This window comes from Vibrio sp. THAF190c (assembly GCF_009363355.1).
GTDB lineage: Bacteria > Pseudomonadota > Gammaproteobacteria > Enterobacterales > Vibrionaceae > Vibrio > Vibrio fortis_A.
The window spans coordinates 26890-49767 of sequence record NZ_CP045341.1; the positions used below are offsets into that span (position 1 = coordinate 26890).

At 39.8% G+C, this 22878-nt stretch carries 29 protein-coding genes; 21 read left to right on the top strand and 8 right to left on the bottom strand.

Annotated features, from left to right (window positions below):
- From FIV04_RS25320 to FIV04_RS25355, 10 genes are all read left to right on the top strand, one after another.
- Positions 1–870, top strand: a complete 870-nt coding sequence (locus FIV04_RS25320) for an A24 family peptidase (protein WP_152471184.1) — start codon at positions 1–3, stop codon at positions 868–870.
- A 1166-nt stretch (positions 871–2036) separates the two neighbouring features.
- Positions 2037–3962 (top strand): replication initiator protein RctB domain-containing protein, encoded by a 1926-nt coding sequence (locus FIV04_RS25325; RefSeq protein ID WP_172974334.1) that lies wholly within the window; start codon positions 2037–2039, stop codon positions 3960–3962.
- Between the two features lie 817 nt (positions 3963–4779).
- Complete coding sequence (locus FIV04_RS25330) at positions 4780–5340, top strand: hypothetical protein (protein ID WP_152471186.1); 561 nt, start codon at positions 4780–4782, stop codon at positions 5338–5340.
- Between the two features lie 104 nt (positions 5341–5444).
- On the top strand, positions 5445–5726 hold the full coding sequence (locus FIV04_RS25335) for a hypothetical protein (RefSeq protein ID WP_152471187.1): 282 nt from the start codon (positions 5445–5447) through the stop codon (positions 5724–5726).
- Positions 5727–5883: 157 nt separating this feature from the next.
- Positions 5884–6384 (top strand): hypothetical protein, encoded by a 501-nt coding sequence (locus tag FIV04_RS25340; RefSeq protein WP_152471188.1) that lies wholly within the window; start codon positions 5884–5886, stop codon positions 6382–6384.
- An 82-nt stretch (positions 6385–6466) separates the two neighbouring features.
- Positions 6467–6730 (top strand): hypothetical protein, encoded by a 264-nt coding sequence (locus tag FIV04_RS25345; protein ID WP_152471189.1) that lies wholly within the window; start codon positions 6467–6469, stop codon positions 6728–6730.
- Positions 6731–6894: 164 nt separating this feature from the next.
- Positions 6895–7059 (top strand): hypothetical protein, encoded by a 165-nt coding sequence (locus FIV04_RS27050; RefSeq protein ID WP_172974335.1) that lies wholly within the window; start codon positions 6895–6897, stop codon positions 7057–7059.
- A gap of 62 nt (positions 7060–7121) precedes the next feature.
- Complete coding sequence (locus FIV04_RS27055; RefSeq protein ID WP_172974336.1) at positions 7122–7298, top strand: hypothetical protein; 177 nt, start codon at positions 7122–7124, stop codon at positions 7296–7298.
- Positions 7299–7617: 319 nt separating this feature from the next.
- Positions 7618–8154 (top strand): hypothetical protein, encoded by a 537-nt coding sequence (locus FIV04_RS25350; protein ID WP_152471190.1) that lies wholly within the window; start codon positions 7618–7620, stop codon positions 8152–8154.
- A gap of 49 nt (positions 8155–8203) precedes the next feature.
- Entirely contained in the window at positions 8204–8437 is a 234-nt protein-coding gene (locus tag FIV04_RS25355) for a hypothetical protein (RefSeq protein ID WP_152471191.1), read from the top strand.
- A 53-nt stretch (positions 8438–8490) separates the two neighbouring features.
- On the opposite strand, the gene FIV04_RS25360 is transcribed toward FIV04_RS25355, so the two are convergent.
- Positions 8491–8754, bottom strand: coding sequence for a hypothetical protein (locus tag FIV04_RS25360; protein WP_152471192.1), 264 nt, complete (start codon positions 8752–8754; stop codon positions 8491–8493).
- The gene (locus tag FIV04_RS25365) at positions 8751–9041 is read right to left on the bottom strand and encodes a hypothetical protein (protein WP_152471193.1); all 291 of its coding nucleotides are present in this window, start codon (positions 9039–9041) and stop codon (positions 8751–8753) included. The genes FIV04_RS25360 and FIV04_RS25365 overlap by 4 nt, the downstream gene beginning before the upstream one ends.
- Positions 9042–9386: 345 nt before the next feature.
- Between FIV04_RS25365 and FIV04_RS25370 the strand changes: the two genes are divergently transcribed.
- The 6 genes from FIV04_RS25370 (at position 9387) to FIV04_RS25390 (ending at position 12586) form a co-directional block, all read left to right on the top strand.
- Positions 9387–9635, top strand: a complete 249-nt coding sequence (locus FIV04_RS25370) for a hypothetical protein (protein ID WP_152471194.1) — start codon at positions 9387–9389, stop codon at positions 9633–9635.
- 8 nt (positions 9636–9643) lie between these two features.
- Positions 9644–9835 (top strand): hypothetical protein, encoded by a 192-nt coding sequence (locus tag FIV04_RS25375; RefSeq protein WP_152471195.1) that lies wholly within the window; start codon positions 9644–9646, stop codon positions 9833–9835.
- A 43-nt stretch (positions 9836–9878) separates the two neighbouring features.
- A complete protein-coding gene (locus FIV04_RS27360; RefSeq protein ID WP_301339532.1) occupies positions 9879–10010 on the top strand; it encodes a hypothetical protein in 132 nt (43 codons plus the stop codon).
- 281 nt (positions 10011–10291) lie between these two features.
- On the top strand, positions 10292–10783 hold the full coding sequence (locus FIV04_RS25380) for a hypothetical protein (protein WP_152471196.1): 492 nt from the start codon (positions 10292–10294) through the stop codon (positions 10781–10783).
- A gap of 120 nt (positions 10784–10903) precedes the next feature.
- Positions 10904–11230: a hypothetical protein gene (locus FIV04_RS25385; RefSeq protein WP_152471197.1), complete on the top strand. Its 327-nt coding sequence runs from the start codon at positions 10904–10906 to the stop codon at positions 11228–11230.
- A 129-nt stretch (positions 11231–11359) separates the two neighbouring features.
- Complete coding sequence (locus tag FIV04_RS25390) at positions 11360–12586, top strand: hypothetical protein (RefSeq protein WP_152471198.1); 1227 nt, start codon at positions 11360–11362, stop codon at positions 12584–12586.
- Positions 12587–12750: 164 nt separating this feature from the next.
- Here the strand turns inward: FIV04_RS25390 and FIV04_RS25395 are convergent, their stop codons facing one another.
- Together FIV04_RS25395 and FIV04_RS25400 are read right to left on the bottom strand one after the other, a co-directional pair.
- Entirely contained in the window at positions 12751–13665 is a 915-nt protein-coding gene (locus FIV04_RS25395) for a hypothetical protein (protein ID WP_152471199.1), read from the bottom strand.
- 806 nt (positions 13666–14471) lie between these two features.
- Complete coding sequence (locus FIV04_RS25400; protein ID WP_152471200.1) at positions 14472–15383, bottom strand: tyrosine-type recombinase/integrase; 912 nt, start codon at positions 15381–15383, stop codon at positions 14472–14474.
- A 342-nt stretch (positions 15384–15725) separates the two neighbouring features.
- On the opposite strand from FIV04_RS25400, the gene FIV04_RS25405 reads away from it, so the two are divergent.
- Positions 15726–16853: a hypothetical protein gene (locus FIV04_RS25405; RefSeq protein ID WP_152471201.1), complete on the top strand. Its 1128-nt coding sequence runs from the start codon at positions 15726–15728 to the stop codon at positions 16851–16853.
- A gap of 77 nt (positions 16854–16930) precedes the next feature.
- Here the strand turns inward: FIV04_RS25405 and FIV04_RS25410 are convergent, their stop codons facing one another.
- The 4 genes from FIV04_RS25410 to FIV04_RS25425 form a co-directional block, all read right to left on the bottom strand.
- Positions 16931–18034: a hypothetical protein gene (locus tag FIV04_RS25410; RefSeq protein WP_152471202.1), complete on the bottom strand. Its 1104-nt coding sequence runs from the start codon at positions 18032–18034 to the stop codon at positions 16931–16933.
- Positions 18035–18213: 179 nt separating this feature from the next.
- Complete coding sequence (locus tag FIV04_RS27410; protein ID WP_367618271.1) at positions 18214–18369, bottom strand: DUF1496 domain-containing protein; 156 nt, start codon at positions 18367–18369, stop codon at positions 18214–18216.
- 183 nt (positions 18370–18552) lie between these two features.
- Complete coding sequence (locus FIV04_RS25420; RefSeq protein WP_152471204.1) at positions 18553–19836, bottom strand: DUF4113 domain-containing protein; 1284 nt, start codon at positions 19834–19836, stop codon at positions 18553–18555.
- Positions 19824–20534 (bottom strand): S24 family peptidase, encoded by a 711-nt coding sequence (locus FIV04_RS25425; RefSeq protein ID WP_152471205.1) that lies wholly within the window; start codon positions 20532–20534, stop codon positions 19824–19826. The genes FIV04_RS25420 and FIV04_RS25425 overlap by 13 nt, the downstream gene beginning before the upstream one ends.
- Positions 20535–20721: 187 nt before the next feature.
- Here FIV04_RS25425 and FIV04_RS25430 point away from each other — a divergent pair, with 187 nt between their 5' ends.
- The 4 genes from FIV04_RS25430 to FIV04_RS25445 all read left to right on the top strand — a co-directional run bounded on the left by FIV04_RS25430 (position 20722) and on the right by FIV04_RS25445 (position 22870).
- A complete protein-coding gene (locus FIV04_RS25430) occupies positions 20722–20904 on the top strand; it encodes a hypothetical protein (protein ID WP_152471206.1) in 183 nt (60 codons plus the stop codon).
- Positions 20905–20964: 60 nt separating this feature from the next.
- On the top strand, positions 20965–21417 hold the full coding sequence (locus tag FIV04_RS25435) for a hypothetical protein (RefSeq protein ID WP_152471207.1): 453 nt from the start codon (positions 20965–20967) through the stop codon (positions 21415–21417).
- 230 nt (positions 21418–21647) lie between these two features.
- Positions 21648–21881, top strand: coding sequence for a hypothetical protein (locus tag FIV04_RS25440; RefSeq protein WP_152471208.1), 234 nt, complete (start codon positions 21648–21650; stop codon positions 21879–21881).
- A gap of 176 nt (positions 21882–22057) precedes the next feature.
- Positions 22058–22870, top strand: a complete 813-nt coding sequence (locus FIV04_RS25445) for a DNA cytosine methyltransferase (protein WP_152471209.1) — start codon at positions 22058–22060, stop codon at positions 22868–22870.
- Positions 22871–22878: the final 8 nt, after the last annotated feature.

The following is a 22878-nucleotide window of genomic DNA, read 5'->3' on the forward strand; positions in this document are numbered from 1 at the left end:
ATGAATCAACTAATCAACACAATTCTCGACACTAGAGATGTAATCTTTTTTGTTCTCAACGATCATCTTTATAGAACAATATCTCTAACGATAATAGGCTCCGTTGTTGGCTCTTTCCTTACTGTTGTAGTTCATAGACTTCCGCTGATGATTAAAGAGAGGGTAGTTTGCGATTTAGCAGATTTCTACCCGGAGCTTCTTGTAGAAAGGGACTTCGCTGAATACATCAAAGGAACTAACTTAGGCGGTTTTTCCGTAGCTCCTTGCTGCAATACACTGATCAAAGCAAAACACAATGTACCAATTCTAAGTTGGATCCTATTAAAAGGTCGATGCGCTTACTGCGGTGTAAAAATCAGCCCGAGATATGTTGGCCTAGAGCTACTTACAGCTGTTGTATTTGGAATCACTTCTTTCGTTAGTCCAAGCAAAGAAGCCGCGTTAATTGGTGTTGGAATCAGTGCAGTTCTAATAGCTATAGCCTTTATAGACCTTGAAGAGTGGCTTATCCCTGATGAACTAAACCTCTTTGCCATTGGATTTTCGCTACTTGCAATTAACTACTCGATTATTGACTCATCAATAGCAAATGCATTTTGCGCAGCCATAACGACATATTTAGGCTTATCGCTAATTAACATCACATGTAACAAGCTCATTGATAAGCCGGCACTTGGTGGTGGAGATATCAAGTTGATGGCTGCTATGGCGATGCTTTTGGGTGTAATCAATAGTTTGGCCATCGTAGCTATCTCGATACTAACAATGATGTTCTTTACTTACTTTACTCAGAAAAAGGCCGAAGGATATTACCCTTTAGGTCCCTATCTCGCTGTTTTAGTGTGGGTTAAGGTGGTTTACATGCTTTAAAACTACCTTCGATCAAGTCCCCCAATTCGAAAAAAGTCCTTATTTTGATACTGTTTAGGTATCGAAAGGATTTTTTTCGTCTACCTTTTTTTAAGTGAAAGAGTTCAAAAAATCATCAGCACAACGTGAAAAACGTACACTTGAAGCGATAGATTCAGAATTAAGTCATTGTTTTCAATAAATAAAAAGCTAAACTCCAATCCTAAGAGTAGCCTGGTTTTTAGTTTTATCGGAATTTATTCGTTAACCTAAATGATGTAAACGGTGTTTTATTGAGATTTAAACACGCATTGTTGTGCGAAGGATCCATATAAAAAGGAGAGCCAAGTCCCATTAAAAAGATCTTAATGGAGCTGAAATTGGGGCATCTCCGCCCCAAAACATAACACTTCGTTAACATTTTCTGTGGATAACTTGTTTACAAACTGTTCCTAACACTAAAAATAATGCCATGTGACACTCTTCTGACAAAATTGTGATCAAAGATTTTAAAAATTCTGATCGAAGAAACAAATTATTGTGGTGGAAGAATTTAATGGTTGTGATGAAAGAATTTATTGATCGTGGTGGAAGAATTTAATGCTTGTTGTCGAAGAATCAATAACTTGTGAGTGAAGAATTAAAAAGAACTGAACAAAGAAAAAATTCTTTGTGGTGGCAGAATTAAAAGAATGTGATGGAAGAATTTAATGCTAACAGAGTAATTGTAGGTAAGCGAAAAAAATGCCTTGAGGTAGACGAAAAAAATACTTAATCTTTACCAATCAGGCTAAGGCCTTATGTGGTAAGGGGTTAAAGAGAGTACTCATTGAAAGAAGGGTATTAATAAAACGTCTTTTAAATATGAGTTTTCAAGACCATTTCTATTACTACATTGTTTAGAAAGCTCACAGTGCAACCTCTCCAAAGACTAGCCAAGAAGACTAGCTTCAACTGAGGCCATAACACTAAATCACCCTATCTATTTATCTATTAGATCTTCTTAAAAGATCAATAATAATAATAGGATATGGGGCTTTGACTTTTATCGGGATAAGTTCAAAATGCATAGAAACAAGGATCATCAAACAGAAAAGGGATCATCCAATTTGACTAGCTCAAGTCGAGGTAGACCATCACTCTCAGTTTCATTTGAGTTATCGGGCTCAACGAAGCTCGGAGATGATGTGCTTGAAACTTACCGAAACCTCAACAAAGCCTTCAAAAACTCCGAGCATGTTAAAACTAAAAGTCTTGCTCGATGGATGAGTGTATTCATTGAAAAGTTTATTGCTGGTACAACTGTAATCCCAAGAGCTGAGTTGTTTGAGGCAATAGCCGCAAAAAACGATGGAGCTAGCGGTACCACAGCATTACTAGGCGACTTTAAGAGATTAACAAACGACTTTGGTATCGTTACTCAATCATCAAACAATAAACGAATCTTTCACGTATCGACCGATAATGATTACTTGGTTGACCTGTTCAATCGTGTATCTGAAGAAATTTCAAACCAAAACAACCAAGAAAAACTAAACCTACCTAGTTACCATCATAAATCAACACTACGTCCAAGAACATCAACTCGCGGTATCGAAGCTAAAAGAACGATTCAACTGAGTGGTAATAACCGAAGTATGATGTCAATTTTAATGTCAATCCTGCCTGATTCAGATGTTAACTTTTCACAAGGTACGTTATGCATGGACGTAGAAGATGAAAGTACAGGTGAAGTTACCACTAAAGAAGTCTTGTATCAGATCACGACGAAGACCGCACAAGAAGGCAGTGAACGTTCAATCATGCAACAAGAAGATATTCAGGTCTATTTGGCAACTAGTAGCCTGACCTATTTTTCTGTTGTCCATGATAAGAACACTCATGACTATGGTGGTGACTACCAAGTTGAAAACAACCTACATGCACACCTAGATGATATAGTCCGCGTTGTATACCCAGATACAAAAACGGTCAGCTCTCGACAGCGCACATATGTACGAGAAGCACTCGAGCGCATTAGAACGACAAGTGTTGATTTTTATGGCATTGACGATATCTATAACGTCAAGGATATTTCAAAATACAACAAGGCATTACTCTCTGTTGATTCAAACGTTAACCTAGAAAAAGCTCGATTAGTCGAGTTCAGACCATTTGAAAAATTTGGCCGAGAGGAATTAATTTACCGTAAGAACGGTAGCATCAACGTAATTGATTCTACCGTTGACTATACGATCTCATTGAATCGTGAGGTATTCAAAACACTTAAGGAGCGTGATTACCACTTCCTTATCCCACCATCTCTTTTGGGGAAACATACTCTTCTTTACCATTTGTACATGCAATTCAGATACAAATTCAACAAACAAAGTGATGAGTTTAAAATCAATTTTGACGACGCATTCTTTCCTCACGGTGTACCCGCGAACAGTAGAAGTGAGCGCGATGAATTGATTAAAGGGGAGGTGTCTAAACTTAGAAAAAAGATCAACTCGATCCAAAGCGCAAAGAAACAAGCCTTTCTTTCAGCTAATGTAGTCACAAGATATCATCACAAGCTAGAGCTTTATGGTTACCACTGTGACATCGATTACAAGGCCCAAGTTTTCAATGTGCGTATGAACAAAGATGAACTTCTAAAAGCAGCTAACACAGCTCCGCGTCGAAACACACCGACTATCTCAAATGAACTAAGGGATGCGAAGTTTTTTGACCATACACTTGAAGATCAGGGTGTTAATAACCCTCTACGCCGTCTTAATAATGTTCTTAACGTGGTTAAGTTTAACTACCTAACCATTTTTGAGATTGATAGTGAATTTGTCGGAATGGTGAGCCCGCTTAACCGTCCTCAAGACGATGTTGCTTTGGTGCAGAATATTGCTGCGAAAACAGATGTTGATGAGCAGACTATTGAAAAATACATCGACCAATATAAAACTGAAGGGGTAGATCATCTAGGCTCTTTCTACACTAACGATGATTTTAAGACTGGATATTTATCCTGGTGCTATGAGCAAGGGCGCAATTTTGAAGACTCTCAATCAAGGATTGACTACTACCAATACATCGAGCTTATTGAAGAAAATTATCAAGTGAACAAGCAGAAGTAGCTTTGACTGTCGGCAAAGTGAAGTACGTTTTCACTTTGCCAATGTAGGTCAGATGACTACATTTAAACAGTCTATTAGACTTAAAGTTGCACATTTAATGCTCTAATTTCTTGACTTTAATTCACAATTCGCAAGAATGAAGATTACATGGTTAATGAAGAATCCTACTATTAACCATTCAAACAATACTTGTCTTTACGACTCATCTGAACATCTCACAGATTATGGGCACAACGGTGTCCCTGATTTGATGATCCAAGCTAGAAAGTAATTCATCGTTGGTCATTTTCAATGACTTTCGATCTTGCTCGTTGATCTATAAACATGTACGCCTTTTTACTACAACGAGCGATCGTGTTACTTAACTAGTCCCGAAAGGGAGATAGAACGGAAAAATACTTTGTATCAAAGGAATGTTTTACCATTCAAAGCATAGTGCTAGTGAAAACTAAGTTATTGCTTTATAGGTAAGTGAATCATTTTGGAGCATGCATAGTCTCAATGCTGGTAACGATTGATCAGCAATATTAATGGGATCTAACTCCAACGCCTTGCAGTTTAACGTATGCAGAAGTTGGCTCTATTACAAATTTCTCATCAAATCAGTTCTATTTGTTGTTAATGCATGGTTATCACTAGTTGTGATGGTTTCTTATCTCCCCAATGAGGTAAGCAAACCTAAAGGCACTATCAAAGTTGTTTAGCGTATTTAGGTTTGCTTTTTAGCAAACGTCACTACCGCTTGAGTGACACTCAAATTGTTGAGTTGCGGTTTACTAACAATGAACTGGAAACGGTCTAATAAAAGGAAACTACTATGAAGAAAATTTTACTTTCTGTACTACTTACTACTATATCAGCACCACTTATTGCAGAGAGCAACCTTGAAGGTTATGACGATTTGTTGAAATCAATTGTTAAAGGCGAGTTTAGACATTTAGCCACTGACCAAGAGCGTTTTAACTATTTACGTTATGAAGAGCTTCGATGGATTGAGTTGACTGATCATAAAGGGTATTTCTCAGACTTAACGACTTGCCAAATTCTTGCAGGGAAAGAGAACTATCTATTGAGTGAGTTTGCAGTTATGAGAGAGGAACGACCTGAACTATACCGAGACTTTTCATATTGCTACTACCTTCAATATGTAGGAGCAGGTGCTCATAATGTTGAGCAAGTAAAAAGATGGGTCGAGGCTAACGAATCTAAAGTCGACTTCAATTACTCTTATGAAGAGCGAATTGAACACTATATGTCTTTAAATAAGTTTAGTGATTGGGACTGCAAGAACTTCAGATCCTATATTATCGAGTTTGAAAAAGCTTCTGGTCAAGATCACGCCAATATTTGGAATTCCTATAGAGCTTCTTGTCGTTAATGGCATCAGGTGCCTTATGGGATGCTTACAACGCCTATGTTTCTTAGGTATGACAGTACCTACATTATATACATACCCGAAAGGGTCTTTGAAAAGGAAAAACAATGATAAAAAATAGTACTTTGATGCTTCACTTAGCAGAAATTGAAACGGATTTAATGATCGATTCAAAAGTATCCCAAATTGATTCAAGCCATGATGTTAACTCATTTGGGGTTAAAGATGCGCTTCAAGGTGTTGGGGTAATGTCAGCGATTCATGATCTTGAAATGACGCCGTCTTTAATTGCTTACTTAGCAGATATGGAAACAACGGTGCCTAATGCACTTTACTACTTTTTAGCTGGCCGCGGTCAAGCTAATTGCAACCCAACTTATTCTGTGTAAGTTCTTTTAACAATACGCCCGATACCGGCGTATTTTTAAGAGAATTTAGCTCAATTGAGCTGAACGTCACTGCCGCTCTGGTGACACTCGTATTGTCGAGTCGCGGCCTATGAAACTTTAAATTTTACCCGAAAGGGTCTTTGAAAAGGAAAACATTATGTACCAGAAAACAGTACAACCTTACCTCGGACAACCGTTTGATACTGTAGGGATGTTTGCTGCTCTACGATACCTAGATAAACGCCAAGCACAGGGTTTATTGGCTTATCTTGGATGCAATCTCTATTGGGTGGAAAATCAGCCTTGCTTAGAACCTAAAAACTCTCTTGAGAACATTATCCATGTCTCTAGAAATGTGATATCGACATTGAGAGAGGTAGTTGCAAGAGCTTGGTTTAAGCCCGAAACAAACATTCGAAACAATGTTGTGACTCGAACGAACGCAAAAAGCTTTAGTCTTTTTTGCATCGAGAATATGACAAGTGAACCTGATGAATTTCTCTATCATGAATTTCATCGAAGCTGCATTACATTGCCCCAGGAACTTAAGATAATTTCTTACTCCAAAGGTAATGTCACGGTAGTTTCTTGTTCAACAATCAGTAGCTACGAAGCGGAGATTGAGGCCATTAAACACTTGGAGCAAGTCAACGCATAGTTTTATGAGGACTAGATAGCCATTTGGCTATCTAGTCATTTAAAACACTACGTGTACCTGAAAGGGTCTAGAGGAAGGAAACATGGTATCTCACAGCACATTAATGACGGACTTGGCGAATATTGAAACTGATCTAATGATCGACTGTTCTTTATTAGCATTGGACCCGAGTTATCCAGTTGATCCAACCAACTATATTGATCAACTTGAAGATGTTGGTGCTCGCTCAGCTGAGCACAATATTGAACTAAATGAAACCTTAGTTAAGTTATTGACTGAAATGGAGGTGACAATGCCTAACGCTTTGAACATTTTCCTAAAAGGTCGTAACTCAATTGGTTTCTAATAGAGTTCTTTTAACAATGCGTCTTTACACGGCGTATTTTTAAAGGAATTTAGCTCTACTGAGCTGAACGTCACCGCCGCTTAAGTGACACTCGGACTGCCGAGTCGCGGCTAAGTAAACTAACATGATTTATCCCGAGAGGGTCTACGAAAAGGAAACGAGCAATGATAGAGAAAAAGACCATGTTACAAAGAAAATGTTGTAATTGTGGAGTTACCCATAACACTTATTCAGACTTTTGTTCTGATAAATGCGGTAAAGAATTTGCTGAATATATCAACATAGAGGCATCTCTTGAGCCAATTGGTGAAGTGACTGAAACAAAATAGTAGGCATCACCATTTTATAGATTATTGAACCCGGAAGGGTCTTGTAAAAAGGAAAACAACTTATGACTAATGAGCAAGTCCATATTACGAAGATAAAGGCAGGTGACACGATCTACCATAATGGCAAATTGGTAACGGTTGCTACAAAGGACATTAAACATAGCGATTTTATGGGTCGTACTATCTTCGGTGACTCGTATCACTTGGGTAACAAACCTGTTCTAAGAGTTTTATTGTAGGGAGAACTTCACTATGTGTAGAAACTGCAGAGAGGGGATCTGTCAGAACAAGTGCGTTGCGCCCGAGCCAGATACAGTAAACCTCATTGAAATTAAGCCGGTATCCTTAAAAGAAGGAACTGAAAAAAAACAAGACAAAGAGCACGGAAAAAAGTGTCTATAGTCTGATAAGCAATACGTCCGAAGGGCGTATTTCTAATTAGATTTAGCTCAATAGAGCTGAACGTCACTGCCGCTTAAGTGACACTCTTTTTGGAGAGTTGCGGCCTACTAAACTTTAACAATAACCCGAAAGGGTCTTATAAACGGAGATATAACTATGGGTTTCTTTTCATTTCTTACATCAGATCGTAATGAATCGATTGCTGGTGGTTCGCATGGAGAATGGTGGCTTGTTGGCCCTAAAGAGAGCCTTAAAGTTACTTATTATGATGGCTTTGGTCGATTTACGACGGTTTCTGGTGAGACTGTGAATGTACTGTATTGGTTAGCTAGACAGAACTTTCCAGATCATTATCTAGATGACGAGGACGCGTTTGAGATCGGTGTTACTCTGCGACATGGCAATTTCTATGTAGATCATTTATCCAATCGTTATGGTTATTCAGAATGTATGGATTGTCTAAAAAGGTTGATTAATCTAGATGACATGTTGATGTTCCAAGATTTTCAACAAGAGATCAACGTAGGTGGTGTAGTTGCATCAATCAATGAACATTTGAACGAGGAACGACTAACTCAGACTAGAATACCGTGTGACGTCGAGCTAAAAATAGCTAGTTCCGAGCGCAATGCTGTCTATGAAAAATTAACGGAAGCTAAGTGTTGTCCATATCTAGGACGTTACTACAGTTAAACTTAACTCTTGAAACCAAAACCTGAAAAGGTCTATAGAAGGAAAAAACATGAAAACATGTATTTGTTGTCAGAAGAAAGTAGTTGTGAGCTCTGAATCTGAGTACTTAGCTGTATGCGATAAGTGTCAGCCTTGGGTTGAGAGTCATAATGAGTTGATCAACAGTCAACGTAAAAAGTTACTTCAAAACCTAAACCCTGCGGCGAAATCCACATTCGAAGCAATGAGTGCGTTGGAACAAGATTTTGTTGTTTTACGTTCAATGGATAAAGAAGCAGCTTAAAAAAATGCGCCGTCTCAATTTGAGAGGCGCTTTTTTTTAGAAAAATAGCCTAACTATTCTATCTCAGCTTGAGAAAAGTCGGTCGTAATGTGATCAGATACATCTATTTCAGACAACCTTTCAATAATCAGTGGCAACACTTCGAAAGCCGCCTTATATAACTTAACTCCGAATTCAAATGCGTACCCCATTATCGCAGAAATCATAGGCTCAATCGGTTGGCCTGTAAGGTGACCGTAGATTGAGATGATGCCGCAGATGGCGATAAGAGGTTTTAAAAACCACTCAAATGTAGCCTGCTTAAACATAAAAATCATAATTCAGCCTCAATTAATTTGTTGATCTCTTCTATCGAAAAACCACATACACGAGTTATTTGTCTTGAGTTTCTTCCGTATAGAAGATCACTTAGTGATTCTTCAAGAGTTACACCAAAGACATCAACTTCGTTATCGTCATCAAAACAATCACGTTCACAGAAAATCTGTCCATTAGAGACTTCTTCGAAAAAGTTTGATAGTTCAACAAGGTAACAGTGGTTTTTATCAACATGACCTCTTACTCGTAGTTGTCGAGCAACTTTGGCCACCTGTTCATTTATCATCGCTTAACTCTTAGTTGTGACTTCTATGTAATACGATCTCATGGTTTTGGTTGGGCGCAATATCCAACTTTCCATATCATTTTTGATCGTCAAGATACACACTGACGGAACCTATAAAGATTATGAGTGTTCGCATAAAAAAGTGATTTAAGACTTTATTTATGAAGCGATAGGTACGGCATTTTTGCACTTGATTGCTGTTTTTAAGTGGCAATTATGGAATATTAGTATTTGTATCTCTCAGCTTTAAGCGGTATCCATAAACAGTTGAGTAACCTATTAGGGTAACCCTTAGAAGCCGATTGAGCCGATAGGATTTGAACTTCAAAGTTATGAGGAAGCGAAATGTGTAATGATAAGTCTAAAGAACTCGTTGAAGCCAACGAAAAACTTTCAGATCTACTAAAGGATATGCAGTCGGCAAAAAGCAGTTTTGATGATGCGATTGATCATTCAAATGACTATTTTGGAGATGACGAAAGAATAGAAAACCATAGAGACAGTATGGCCGAGGAAGCATATAAGAGTTATCTAAGATGTGAGAAAGCAGTTGACGAACAAATTCAATATATGGCAACTCTAGTAAAAGAGTAGTGGTGATAATGATGGCTAACTTAAAAGTGTATGGAAACGAATTGGTAATACTTCCAGAATCTCTTGATGAGCACGCTGACCTCAATGAGTTTTTGGTGTCAATTCAAGAAGGAAAGAAATCGGTAACTGGTAAGGCCGTTGTCACTAAATCGGAACGTGGCGAATTTGGTCAGTTTTCGATAGTCGTAGAAAAGAGTTGATAAAGCTGATTGATAAATTGGCCATGTCTAACATGGAGTTTATGTGAACGAATATGTGATTGGTTTGTTTGTGCTTTTTCTCATTCAAGCATATGTTTTTGATAGATATTCTAAATCTCAACGTAAAGTCATTGAACGTTTAGAGGCAAGAGTCAAGGCACTTGAAGAAGAATAGGGAGAGGGCCGATTGAAGGCCCTCACTATTTAGGTGCTATTTGCAATTTTCACCTGTGAAGTGTATCGTATAAATTACTTGCATATTAATGCTCATTTAACAGAACACAAATACTACTCGGCTACTCTGGCCGTTTTGTTTTATGAGAAGGAATTATTATGCTAAAGCACACCCTCATTCTTTATGCCACTATAGGCACCACCTTGGCTTTTGCCGGGGTATCCTCGATAAAAGATAGCGCTCCGCGTGCAAAATTAATAGACGACTCAATTAGCAGTAGTGTGTCTGATCCAGGCTTCGTAAGTAACGAGCTTGGCGGCACTTGGAAAGCTGATATAGATCTTAGCCAAGCGACTGGCCAGTTAAACAATGTAACCCTGGGAACTAGTGTTAATGGAGCGCCTTCATTGGACTTAACAAATACCAGAGGTACAAACAGCGAAATCAGTGATATTGATACAGGCGGCAGTAGTGAATGGACTGAACTCTTTAGTGGTAGCACTACTGGTAGTATCTCAATTCCAAGTGGGGTCGCTAACTTGTATGTAACTACGTCGACGGGCAGTACCCACTTTATCCCGGTCGTTTCTGCACCCTATAATTTTGCAAGCAGCGGCAATGCTACGGCTCGATGGACAGGCAGTGCCATAACAGGTGGTACATATGAATACACACCGCCACCGTATTGCTGGGAGTCAAGAAATAGTACGTTCTGTACTGAATATCCCACGGTTCGCCAAAGTCTTAGTATTACAAAGATAATGGTTCAATAATGAAAACCCGCTCCCAGCGGGTTTTTTACTGTCTCTGCATTAATAGCTTTATCAAATCCATTGCAGGCTAAAAATTACGGGATACTCTACAAGTAGATTTTTTCACGGGTATCAGTAACTATGAAGTTAGAAAAAGCTAAGTTCACGATTGGCGAAATTAAACAGGAATTTGTTGGGTATCATGATCCAACAAAGCGGTGGAACGGGTACGCTATGCCCAAATTCGATATTTCTACCAGTAAGAAGATAGCTGAAGCAATTAACTCGGCGCTACCGGATTGCTATCAGATTCATAGAAATGCTGAAGATACGGGCTTTCTATTGCTTGAGAGTGAGTGCCAAGTCAACACGGAGTTGTTTGACGAAAAGATAGATTTCGAGGGAAAAACTATACAGGTTCTGGATTTCTTATCTGGAACTTGGGCGTGGGAATTGGCCGAGAATTAGAACACTTGATATGGTTGAACGAACCACGATAAACAATTTGTTTCGATCTTTTATGAAGACTTACCTTTCTTGCGTACATTAAAGCTCATTTTATAGTACCCCTAAAGCTTGCTACTTTAAGGGTACATAATGTCTATTACTAAACATCCCCATTTATTAAACAAAATAACAATCTTTCGTTCAGGGGTTTCAAATGTAGCTGACTATATCGGCTACCATTTACATCGCCAATCAAAAGGCTACACACTAGCCAATGTTGGTCCCAATAAGTACCCAAAACTGTACGCTTGTTTGATACAAGATCTCAAACTAGGAATTCCGACATTCCTAGATAACGGTATCGTAACGGCTCTTCGAAAGGGAAGACCAATTCACCCGAGCAATGTTTTAGAACAGTATCGGGAAATGGTTGATACCTTACCTTCAAAGTACCTTAAACATCTTTATATTGTAATTCCAGATAACCCCTTCTGCAGTAAATCGGCGGTTTCAATCGTCTCACAATACAGTGAAGAGATACGGTACCTTGCTCGAATGACAAACTGCATCGTGCCTATGCATCGCTATCCGCATGAAACAAACGCAAGCATAGAGTCCATTACCCAAGAGATCATGTCTGAACTAAAATACGCTAGGGTAGTATTAGGGGTGCCATGTAGAGCATCAATAAAAGATTTTGATACTGGGCAGGTCATAAAGCCACGACTTAACTCTCAAGAACTTAGTGCATTATTAAAGATAAAGGTTGGTAATAGATATGTGTTCAAAGAGATGCATTGTCTTGGGATGTCCGAGAAAACAAGAGGTAACTTACTGATACAGAGACTTTTATTGGCTGAAAAGTTCAATGTTAAGTTTAGCATGGATGCCTGTCGTACCTCTGCTTTATTTGTTTCTGAAACGCCTAAGCGAAAAGCAGCAGCAGGAACAAAACTAATTAATCAACTAGAGCCGTTATTAGAACGTCGTAAAATTGAACATAGTGCTGTTTACAGGGACTATGGCATTAATGAAGAAGCAGAAGAACCAGTACTATATGACAAGGCCATGGATCTAATTGATGAAGACCCGGTAAGGTTTACAAGTCTTTATAACTCTTATGAATGCTCGCCTATGAAGATTTTCCATAGGTTTGATAGTGAGTTGGAACATAAGCAGTATTTGATGAATATGATTGAAACCTATCCATCAGAGCACGAGCTCATCGATATCTTGAAGAGGATGTTCATCAATGACGTCTTTCATAGTGAAACTAGATCGGACTTATCAGAGTCTAGAATTGAAGCTATCTCCTCTTTAACAGCGATCGATGGAATACACAGTGGTAGGCAAGGTGTGCAGCTACCTCTCTTATAGAAACTGCGACAATTAGCTTGCCTTTGTTAATCTGCAGGAGAAGAGTAAACAAGTTCATACAGGCGGAGTGTTTCTAATTTGAGCGTATTAATGCGGGGGTTGCCTTAGAGGTTGGAACTTCTAAGGCGCCCCGATTAGCTTAGCGTTTCAGAACACTTCACCGCCTAGAACTCATTTGGAAGAGGGCTGTCAAAAGCGTTGGCTGACACACGGATCGTTAGATCATCTGTTAATCCTTCGATCTTATCTAAAATCTCAGGAGGACAAGTTTCGGCAAAGGCCAACACAAAGTCATAGATCAACCCTTCATCACTGCTGTTTTCTAGAGTGTCCCATTCCAGCGATTCAAGTTCTTCGTCTGTTATGCCAAGCTCTTCTGCCAATATACTCTGAGGGCGTTCGCCATATCGTAGCTCTGGGTCAACCCAGTCGTAATTTACGGAGCCTCCAGCTTCAAGTTCGAAATCATAAAAACCGCGCTTTCCTGCCATGCGGGGCAATGTTACCTGTACAACTATATCAAGAGTATCACCACAGAAAGGTTTATCATTCATTGGCTCGCCCTTGTACTGAGCTTTGGCAATAGCAACGAGCTCGCCGCTACGATCTTCGATTTGTATATCGTCATAATAAGGCGCATCGAAGGACTCCGCATTGGTTTCAGCCATCGTACCGGAAAGCTGATCATCTATAAGAGACTGGCAATCGGGTAGTAAGACTTCGACAATATAGGTATCCAGTGTGTCATAGATCCAGACATCTCCACCGTATAGTCCTTCCTCGGAAAGCATGTTTGAAAGAAGCTTGGCGAGGTCAATTGACTGGTTTAGGTCATTTGGTAAACCGCTGAGTTTTTTTCGTCTATCATTCATTAACGATATATCAGGAATGAAGATATATGCATCTAGGAGTTGAGTCAGTGGGTATGTCTTCTCGGCCATTAGCGCCGCATGGGTCTTATAGCCAAAAAATGCCGCAACCAGTTCTCTGGCATGTGAAGCTTTTAGTTTATTTGTTGATTGGGAAGCATAATTTTGACGCAAAAAATCTGCGCATAGTTTTGATAGATCAATACTCATAGGAGTGATCCTCACTTAACAATGCCGGACTTTAAAGGTAGTGGTAAGTGTTTAAGTCACTACGCTTGCCAGCAAGGTTAATAAAGATCAACTGCATTTGGCAGGTAGTTAGATTCGCTGTCTTTTAGGTCACTTACAGCCTTGGCAATCAGCTCCGACATTTAAGATATCAGAGTAGCCAGATTTAATCTAGGTGTGTGAATGTCCTTTTTTAGGACTAAGAACAAGGCGTTATGTATTATCAGAGGAATTGCATACCACTTTTGAATCAGTATAATCGATAATTAGGTGTCTGAAGGCAAGGCTGTGACTGACACTAGGAGTGCACCGGTTTCTGGGATGGCAAAGCCTAGTACCTTAAATTTAGGTGGTACGACACTCTGATGCTTTTACTCGTACTAAAAGCAAAAATCGCATTGGAATGACTGCAAATCGTCCTTTGTGCGTGGTGGCCAGCCACGTAAATCTCAGGATTTCATCTTGGGTCGGCCCGAGAACTATCAGGCGAAACTTATGTTTACTGTTAAGACTCGGAACTTTCAGGTTAGTGTGGATGTAGCGGCAATTATTAGAGCGTCAGCTTTGATTATTGTACTGTTCATTTAACCTTTAGAGGGGAGGGCTACAACCCTCCTCTTTATAAATTGCCCAAGCATAACAAGTGTCTTCGGTTAAGTAGAGGTTAGACTCGATACTCTAACAAGCTTTCATATCCTACAACGTTATTTAACCTGGCTAGTCTATTTCGACCTCATCAAATTTTTGAAATTAGCATTGCCAGTGTGAGCCCCTTATTAGCGGCAAACTCATTTCATTTTGCTCAGCAGTCCATTAATCACCGATTCGGGAGCGCCGCTCTCAATAGCCTTTTCAATCAGAGCAAGAAGCTTGTCATTTTCGGTGGTAGCGGTAGGTATGTCCTCATTATTATTAAGACCGCTTGCTGAGGAAGTGTTGCCTTCTAGTGCTGAGTTCACGATTGTTGGTTGGCTAGCTATTGAGTTCACCAAATCTTTCTTTTTCTTGTCTGACGTACTTAAGTATTTAATAGTTGAATCTAGCGAAGATTGACCAAGCAACTCTTGTATGTCTATGACATTTGCTCCCTTTTCTAGCAACCTTTGGCCAAACTCTTTACGGAAAGAATGAGAACCGAGATTTTCGTTTGAAATTCCATGCTTCAATAATTCTTGGCCAACTTTATCGGATTTAAGCAACTGGTTAATCGCTTCCTTGCTGATCGCATTCCCTTTTGCGTGGTGGTGTGTACTGGTAAAAATAAGAGCTTCTTTGTCTTTTTTGTTGAAGAAAGGGTTATCGTCCTGCAGCTTCAAAACTTCAACAAATACATCTTTTAGTCTGTCGCTGATAAAAACCCTCAAGCTTGCTTTGTTAATGGCAATTGAGTGGAGCTCTGTTTCCGAGTGGTTCACGTACTTTTCATTCTTCTTCAATCTTGTCAGTGCACCTGTGTAGATTTTCTTTTGCACGATGGTGAATTGGGATCGAATTTGAGTTGAAGACTTTGCAATATTTTCAACGGTTATTCGTGAACAGTCTGAATACCTTAAACCAGTTAATCGCTGTACATTTAGAAATGAGCTAATTAGTGGATTATATCTAGCCACAACATGCAAAACTATATTTGTATGCTCTTCGCTATCAGGTGAGAAAGATACTGTTTTATTATTTATTCGCTTAGCTGCCATCAATTTCATGTAAAACAACGCCTATATTGCACAAGGATGATTTTTCACTGTTTTAGTGAGTCTCACATCCATTTTTCTCCGCGCAAGTGATGTTTGTAAGTTGTTGTTTTATATGTCCTTTTTATATCGATAGGTTGGTTACTTCGCTAAATACATATTTAGCGAAGTAACTATAGCACTGATCTGGAGGTGTGAGAATAGGGATTTCTCTTGGTTACGCTGTCACACTTTATTCTTAGGGGTAATGTTTGGGTATTGGGTTGAATTGGCCAATTTGAATAATGTTATTTGTTATGTTATGTTTGAACATAACAAACAAAACAAATAACATTTATTAATTGGGTGTGGATTATGGCGAGAAGCAAAGGGTATTCTGAGCAAGACGTGATCGTGGCTGTCGCAGAGCTGACGGAAAAAGGTCGTAGTATCAACGGCTCTTCGTTGAGAAGTGTGATTGGTACTGGTAGGCCAGCGAATATCTTTGCTACTTATGAAAAATTGTTAGAAGAGGGGGCGCTAGATAAGTATCGCCAGCTGCCCGTCGAAGAAGAACAAGAGAAGGAGTATGAACTACCTCCTGAAATCTTAGATGCGAGAGAAATTGTCCTCTCTGATATGAGTGCCATCTTTACTCGAATTAATAATCTCGCAAATAGTATTGCCGAAAAACGTTTGAACGCCGCTGTTCTTCAAGCTAAAGAGATGGCAAGAGTTTCATCAGAACGCTTGGCCTCTGCTGAAGAAGAAATGAACCAGGCATACAACACTATTGAAGACCAAAAAGACCTACTTGACTCTGCAGAGATACAAGCTGCCGGCTACCTAGAAAAAATAAATCAACTTGAGAAAGACCTAGCATTGTCGAATAACCGGAACGATTCACTCGAAGTTGATAACAGTAGGTTAAAATTTGAAGTGGATGAGCTTAAAGGATCCAAGAAGACTCTAGAAATCGAAAACTCTGAGCAGTTCACCAAAATTACACAACTTAGCTCACAGATAGATGGATTAAACGCTGCGGCTAAAGAGCAAAGTCTGAAACTAACAGATTTAGAAACGTCTCGAGTGAAGCAAGAAGAAGCTATTTCAGAGCTTGGCAAGGAACTCGAATTAGCTAACAAAGACAAAATCGAATCAGAGTCTCAGTCGAAAGCCAACCTTCGCCTTTTGAACGATGCTAAGACACAACTATCCGAAGTGAAAGCAGAGCTGAAACAAGTTCGTACTGAGCATTCTAGCGCCACTGAAAAAAATGGAGAGCTAACTGGCCAGTTACTTACGCTTAAGACAAATTACGAGCGTTCGGTTGCAGAGAATAAGAGTGTCGAGGAAGAATTACAAAAGGCTCTTACCTATAAAACGTCTATCGGGAATGAAAATGCTCGATTGCGTGAGATTCAAAGCACTCTATCGGAAGAACTTAAGGATCTAAAACAACGAAATTTAGTTTTGGAACGTGAGAATGCTAAGTTATCGTAGTGGGTGAATTGGGTTGGAATAGCTAGCCGATTGGGACCAAAAATGAAAAGGGCATCCATTGGATGCCCTAATTTTCATTACGGCTTGCAGATTCCATCAATCGGAGAAGATCTCGGCTCATTATGATTAATATCCGCTTTCTTTGACTCAACATGTGATTGTCGTAGTTCTAAGTCATATGTGCGTTGTAACTGAGCAATATTTGTATGCGGCTTGGTTTGTTCCTCTTCTGACAACTGTTTGCAAGCTTCGTTGATAGCGTCTTTGGCCTTGGCAACATCGTCCAGACTTTCGTAGTATTTTAACCTAGCAGTGTTGGCATTTTCTTCTTTCTTGATTTTCGCCTGTTTCAACGCTTCATCTGATTGAAGTGCTTCCAGTTCTGATACTGTTTCCTTAAACGTTTCCTCATTCGTGACGTAGGTTTGAGCCAATAGTTTCACGATTTTATTTGGCTTGGTACTTTCAATTACTTGAACCACCAAAGTAACTGGAGTATCCGTGTTGACTTCCATCCACTGAGTACCTTGTCCTAAACTGTTTTCGCTAAATTCAGGTGCATAGAATTCGTCGGTTCTTGTTGGTTGTGTGATAGTGCCTAAATTAATCAATCGACCAATAGTTTGCGTCTTATCTCGATTTCCGTAATCAATTTTCGTATCCGGTGTCGCAACACCAAGAGCGACGGCCACATCACGAGTTTTGCGTTTTTCTTGATCGTTCGGCGTATAACCTGCGTACGTAAACGCAGTCGGAACAAAAGTAATGTATTCGGGGTGCTTCTCAGACGCTACAATCTGAGCTGAAAACAACAAATCCGGTTCGCCATCGGGAGTACTATTTATGTAACGAGTAACCTTGAGGCATTGCCCGTTGAGTTTGGATGGATCTTCCAGATTAAAAGTTAGTATGGTGTTATTTATATCATCGTCTAGCTTACTTCTGGCCAAACTCCCAAACCAGTTTAGGCTAGCCGACACGACCGACTGTATGATGGTAGCGGTGGTTTCCGAACCTAACGCCTTGTTATCTGATGTACAGGATTCAACTTCTAATTTGGCGAGGCCGGTATTTTGGAAGTTGGGGATAGCCATTGAGCTTTGAGATGCATCATTACTTTTACACCCAACAAGGGTTGTCAGGATTGCAGCCAAGCCGACGTATTTGATCTTAGTATTCATTGTATGCCGTCCTTCTTGATGTATGGCGGGGATCAATTAGATAGCATAGTAGCCATAAGTAATGAGTGCTAAACTGAATGTATATGGCTGAGTCATCTGTATCTTGGGTGAACCATGAACCCAAAAACAAGAAAAGCGCCGTCGAGGGCGCTTTTCTTAATATTACATACAAACAAAGATTAAGATGGTTTTTTCCAGACTAGCACTTTACTGTCTAAATATTCGTGTTCCACAGAACATTGCATTGCTGTACCTGCCATGTCTACGATAGAACCTTTTCCATAAACAGTATCTTTATAAATACAGTATTTGGTGTTATCAGTTCTTTCCATCATTTGAACTTTTGCACTGATAGATTCAGCTTTAGATTCTGTAATTGCGAAAGCATTAGTGGAAAGTAGAGCGAGTGTAGATAGGGCGATCAAATTTGTTTTTTTTATTTTAGCTCTCTAATTTACTGTGTTTATATACAGGTTAGCACTGTTTATGGAGAAGATACAACCGCTTTAAAAAGTATCTTAGATACATCTGACAATTAGCAAATCGTTAACGTCGGTGTAGTAATTTTCTAAGCGAGAGAACTTGATATCACCTGCACTCTCTCGGTACTGGCGCTTTTGTGAGGCATAACTTAAAGTTCCACGGCCAAAGCGCGAGTTTAGTGCATCGAGCGTAGCGTTTAACTTCGGTTTGTTATCAAATGCTGGCTCGAACAAATCAAACTGTTTAGCTTGTACATTAACCAATTCAGTTGTTCCAACGCCCACTTTATAGATCGGCTGTAACGACAAATTAGTAGGAAGAAGTTCACTGAACTTATCCCTTATCTTAACTAACGCATAACTAGTGTCAGTAAGGCCATTTTCAAACTTGATATCCAATTTTCGATAGAAAGGAGTGCATTTGTCATGGCGTCCAGTAGACAAGAAAACAGAAAGAGTTTTCAGTTCTGACTCTTGCGCTCGAACCTTACGTAATACTTCTGCACAGTGGTGAGCTATCTCCGAGAACAAGGATTTTGAGTCTCGTAATCTATCTCTGTAACTAGATGTTGACCAAATTTGTTTCTTCTTCTCTCTTACGTCTGAGTAGTTAAGAACTGAGATACCATTTAGCTCTAAGATCACATTCGCAATATTAATTGAATAGCGCTTTTGGTATGTTTTGGCATCGCAATGTTTGAGCTGTAGCGCTGTGGTTACACCTTCTAATTTAAGGTGTCTTTCATAGGCACTACCAATGTTCCAGACTTTCCCAACGGGCATTTGGCTCAAAATGGAATCTATTTGATTCTCATCTTTTAAGGTGCATTGACCACTGTAGCCATCAAGATTTTTTCCTGCCCATGATGCCACTTTAGCCAAAGTTAATGTCGCGCCAACACCGGCCCCAACAGGTACTCCAGTCTCGCGGTACACACGTTTTCTTAGATCATTCATGTGGTCATCTAAATCCACGTTGATTCGATCTAAGTGGTGTAGTGAGAGGAACAGCTCATCAACCGAATAACGAAAAATACGCGAACCTACGGAGTTTTGCTCTACACAGGTCATAAAGCGATCTGACAGGTGACTGAAAGTATTAAAATTCGCCTTGTAAACTCTTCCACCGTGAAGCTTCAAGAGTTCTGATGATTCCCAAATCGGTGTGAACTTAGCCACTCCGATCTCTGAGCAAACGCGATTTGCTGCGATTATTATCCCTTGACCTGCTGTAACTGCTGTTGGCAAAGACTTTTGGTCTGGTTTATAGATTGAAGTGCTTTCACTATAGAACCGTGTCCCGTCGATTAACCCATACATATTGGTCTATGTAACCTCAAACTGTAACGGACTACACCGTGTAGTCGTAAGTAATCTGAATCTGAAACTTGGTAGTCATAAAACTTAGGGTTGTCAGAAGAGAGGCACCTAGAGCGTAAATGGACTCGTTTGCACACAATGTCGTTGTTTAAGGCCAAGATACACACATCATTTTCGTTTGGTTTAAGGTGTCGTTCCAGTAACAATAGATCCCCGCTGTGCACGAAAGGGCGCATTGATTCGCCATCTGCTTTGCATATCACTGTAGAGTGTTCTTGCTCAACGAGTAACTTATGTAGGTCTAAACAAATCATGCTTTCATGTTCAGGTAGTAAAACAGGATGGCGATAATGGTGTATGGACATGGTCACTACACCAACCATGATGATCTCTTCAAAATCGGAGGCACTGAAAGTTGAAGAGTTACGTAGGTTTTCCCATTTAACTAAGTAGCTCTCGTCGTGACTGAGCATCAAAACGACATCACTTAACAGTGGCTGTCGAGACGAATCTACAAGCAACCAGTCACCCTCTGCTATGCCTAAACTCAGCTCGTTTGACGGACTATGAATAATTCTCTGCGATGAGGGTGAATAAACGAACAATTCATTTAGATTCAGTGCCTGGTCGCGAAATTGTAGTGTGGGGTTTTCAAATCCAGTAATAGACGCTGAAACCGTGTTGTTTAGTGCAATCATACTTAAACTATACTGTGTTTATGTACAGTATAGCAATAACCTGAAACTTAAGTGTTCATAAAACATTCGTCGATTAATACGGGAATAAACTATCTGTCTATATGGTGCGCGGTACAATTTCGTAATGTTGCGCCGATGAAGCCGGACATTACTATCTATACAGTTAAGTACAAATAAGGGTTCCCACATGGATAAAGAGAAACAAATGCTAATTGAGCAATTCATAATCGGATGTCAAAAATTAGGACTAAGCCTGGAGGAAAGCACTGAACTTGCCGCAAAAAATTTGATTGGTGTAGTAAGCGCATCAGGGAAAAGTCATGCTCGAATCGAAGTCAAGCGCGTTGGCATCGTAGAGGTTGAGTGTTAAGTAATTCTGGCACTGATGCTTGAGATCGTTATCACTACACCAATTACTAAAGGTTGTTTTATGAGTCTAAATTCTATTAAGGAAGCTATAGCCCTGCTGACGGGTGAGGTAGAAGGCCCCAAAAAGCGTGAGTGTCAGTTGTGTGAAGGTGCTAAGGCGGTAGGGAAATACTACGTAGACCCAAGTGAAAGCGAAAACTACGGTTGGTGGCGAGTTTGTTCAGATTGTGCGGATATGGTGTCAAGAGTTGGCGCTCAAGTTCAATATTACAAATACTCGAAACAGTATAAAGAGGGGTACCATTTTGAAGCAAACCCTCTCCCAGATCATGTTAAGAGTTGCGATCATGAGTGGTTTAAGTGGAGCAATGTGGGAGAGCATGATAAACACCGTGATGCGATTTTTGACTGGATGAGATGCACTAAGTGTGATGTTTATGGTAAGCGATTTGGGCTAGGTCAGTCAGGAATTGAAGACCTAATGATGGAAATCGACCTTAGTTGCTCTCGTTGAGCCATATTTACACTCTAGTTAAAACGTTCGCATATAAATGGAATATCTGGATATCAATCAACCTCTTGCGGGATTGAGGCTCTCTGTTATCTTAATATGAGTGAATGGATGAATTCAGCCAGCTAATGAATTTTATCTAAATAGTCACTTTTTTTGTGTATATCTTTTAGGGCTGTTTTAAGTCTGAAGTGAATTTATACCCACAATAAAAAATCATAAGGAACTCATAAATGAAAGGTATTCTATTACTAGTATCACTCTTCTCATTCACGGCAACAGCGGCCATGACTGAATCAGAGTGTGAGAACCAAGCAAAAACCGTTTTTACAATGATTGAGATGGTAGAAAGTGGAACGCTGTCAGTTAGCAAAGAGAAAATGGCTAAACTCAAAAAGGCAGAGAATCATTACCAAAAAGGGGAATATTGCGCTGCCAGAAACATTGTCTTGAATCTAAACGGATAAGAGATTTTAGCTCTATAAAACCAGAGCCCTCGCACAAGCGGGGGTTTTTTCGTTCAGGAAAGTGTTCCTTGCGGCACCTAAATGATGCTTAACAATAGTCATAGCTGTTACCGCTGAATCTATCTGATTCATTTTTATGGTTTCAGCCTTATCGTATCGAATATAAAAGGGTGACTATGGGCGCAATTAGAGCTATTGATTTATTTGCAGGAGCTGGTGGTACAACACTGGGAGCCAAGAAAGCAGGAGTAGAGGTTCTGTGGGCGGCTAATCATAATCCCTTAGCTGTGGAGTATCATTCATATAACCACCCAGAGATAATTCACGCTGTACAAGACTTACAGCAAGCTGATTTTAGTCTCGTTCCGGAACATGACATTTGCTTCGCGAGCCCATGCTGCCAAGGACACAGCCGAGCAGCAGGTAAAATGCGTGTGAGCATGAAGGCTGATAAAAGCCGTTCTACTGCGTGGGCGGTAGTATCGTGTTTAGAGGTTCATAGGACACCAATTGTGATCGTAGAGAATGTCGAAGATTTTCTAAAATGGGAATTGTACCCAGTATGGGAGAGCGCGCTAAACACGCTCGGTTATACCCTTTCGGTAAATATGTTAAATGCCAGCTCCATCGGCATTCCCCAAAACAGAGAGCGTGTATTTATAGTAGGCACTCGTAGTAAAAATCCAATCCAACTTAATATAGAACGTGAGCCAATAGTTCCTGCCCGTAAAATCATTGATCTTAGTGACGAGGGTTATAAATGGGACCTAGTATCTAATCGCGTTGAAGCGACACAAATGCGCGTTAGAAATGGGCGTAAACGTTATGGAGATATCTTCCTTGATGCTGCATATGGGTCGGCCAAGTCGGGGCGCTCTCTAGATAAACCAATTGGCACAATAAAAACCGTTAATGTTCACTCCCTTGTTAAAGGTGACAAGATTCGACCAATCAGCATCAAAGAAATGGCAGCTGCTCAATCTTTTTGATGCTTGCA